The sequence below is a fragment of the Mesorhizobium sp. M2A.F.Ca.ET.042.01.1.1 genome (assembly GCF_003997405.1).
Lineage (GTDB): Bacteria > Pseudomonadota > Alphaproteobacteria > Rhizobiales > Rhizobiaceae > Mesorhizobium.
In genome coordinates this window covers 1-2,004 of record NZ_RZRX01000498.1, presented here as the reverse complement: position 1 = coordinate 2,004, position 2,004 = coordinate 1, and the positions used below count along the sequence as shown (strand labels likewise).

Sequence of the window (2,004 nt, the reverse complement as noted above, 5' to 3'; positions counted from 1 at the left end):
GTCGACCACTTCGATGACGCGGCCGTCGGAGGAGGGTCGCCATTTCCCGCCGATGTAAAGGCCTTGCGAGAACGGGATGTATTCGGACATGTCGGAATCCTGATCGACTGTTAGGTGGGAAATGTTCATTGCAATCGGGCTCCTTCCCTCACATTGCCGCGGCCGACATGTCGCCGCTGTAAGCAGCCCTGACCAGGCGCTGCATCGCGGGCAGGTCGAAGGGGCGGGGATTGTTCTTGATCAGCCGGTCGATGCCGAGCGCCTGTTCCGCCGTCCAGTCGATCTTGTCCTCGGCAAGACCGAGGTCAGCCAGTGTCCGGGTGATGCCGATGGCGTTGAACAGTCGCGCGACTTCCGTGATTGTGGCATCGGCCAGCTGACCGGCATCGCGGTCCTGGCGCGGCAGGCCAAGCGCAATGCCGATTTCCGCGATATCCGAGCTTGCCGCCGACAGGTTGTAGCGCATCACATAAGGAAGCATCGTGGCGACGCCCAGGCCATGCGGCGTGTGGGTGAGCGCGCCGACCGGGTACTGCACCGCATGGGCGGCGGCGGTTCCCGCCGTGCCGAAGGCGCAGCCGGCGGCCAACGCTCCCATCATGACATCGGCCCGTGCATTCTCGTTCGACCCGTCGCGATAGGCTGCCTCGAGACTGCGGCCTAGGAGCCTGATCGCCAGAAGGGCGAAATGATCGGTCAGCGCGCTCTTGCCGACGAAGACATGGCGTTGCGCCAGATCGGCATCGGCGCCGCGTCTTGCCGCGGTGAAGGCCTCGATCGCATGCGTCATCGCGTCGGCGCCGGCGATGGCGGTCAGTGATGGCGGGCAGGTCGCCGTCAGGTCCGGGTCGCACAGAGCAACCGCGGCGATGAGATGCGGGCTGGAGATACCGACCTTCAGCGTCCGCTCCGGGTCGGAGATCACCGCGACGGGAGTGACTTCGGAACCCGTGCCGGCCGTGGTCGGCACAGCGACAAGGGGAAGGGTGGGGCCTGGCACTTTGTACTCACCATAATAGTCCTGGAGCTTGCCGCCATGGCTGATGAGCAGCCCGGCGCACTTGGCCATGTCGAGGCAACTGCCGCCCCCGACGCCGATCACCATGTCCGGCCTGAATCCCTTCGCCTCCGCGATACAGGCGCCGACGCTGTCGCGCGGCACATCCGGCAAGGTGCGGTCGTGGACGAGCGTGTCGATCCCGGCAGCCTTCAACCCATCGAGCATCTCGATGAACTCAGGCGTGCCGGCGAGCCTTTCGTCGGTGCAGATGAATGCGCGCCGGCCATATCGCCCGGCAATGGCCGGCAGCGCATGGCGCTGACCCTTGCCGAAGAGGATTTCGCGCGGCAGGCGCGCGGCTGCAAAGAGGGTCATGGACTGAGATCTTTCGAAAGAGACTGATGAAAAACGCTCGTGATCATCGGTAGGGGCGGCCTTCAGTTCGGACGCCGGTGCTTCGTCGGCTTCTGCCCGCGTCGTTGAGTGCGGAGTGCGGTTCCTAGCCCATCCGTTCGTATCCTCTATAAAATCGTATAGGATATCCTATTGAATTGGCCGGAGCATCATGTTAGGGCTTGCTCCTGTCAAGAGGAAACCGATGGAAAATCCCGACCTGACGGTTGAAACCGAAACTCGCTCAAGCGGCCGCATCCAGCGCGCCAACAGCTTGGCGGGCGATGTTTACGAAGCAATCTTCGCGCAATTGATGTCGCTGAAGATTCCGCCGGGATCACGCATTACCGTCGACAACCTCGTCAGGGAATTCGACGTTTCACACACGCCCATCCGCGAAGCGCTCGGGCGGTTGGAGGGCGAGGGCCTGGTGGTCAAGACCCACCTGATCGGCTATCGCGCGGCCCCGCAAATCACCCGGCGCCGGTTTGACGAGCTGTACGAGCTGCGCCTTCTGTTGGAGCCCGCTGCCGTAGCCTTGGCGGCGGCAGCGCTGGACGAAGAGCGCCTGGCGGTGTTGCAGGAAGCGGCGGGCGTGATGGCGCGGCGGG

The 2,004-nt window shown here is 64.0% G+C and carries 2 protein-coding genes; one reads left to right on the top strand and one right to left on the bottom strand.

The annotated features are described in order from the left end of the window. Window positions 1-148: 148 nt before the first annotated feature. Complete coding sequence (locus EOA23_RS34190; protein ID WP_127307269.1) at window positions 149-1,375, bottom strand: iron-containing alcohol dehydrogenase; 1,227 nt, start codon at window positions 1,373-1,375, stop codon at window positions 149-151. A 223-nt stretch (window positions 1,376-1,598) separates the two neighbouring features. Here EOA23_RS34190 and EOA23_RS34185 point away from each other — a divergent pair. Then, window positions 1,599-2,004 (top strand): GntR family transcriptional regulator (locus tag EOA23_RS34185; protein WP_145966593.1); only part of this gene is annotated, 406 nt, incomplete at its 3' end.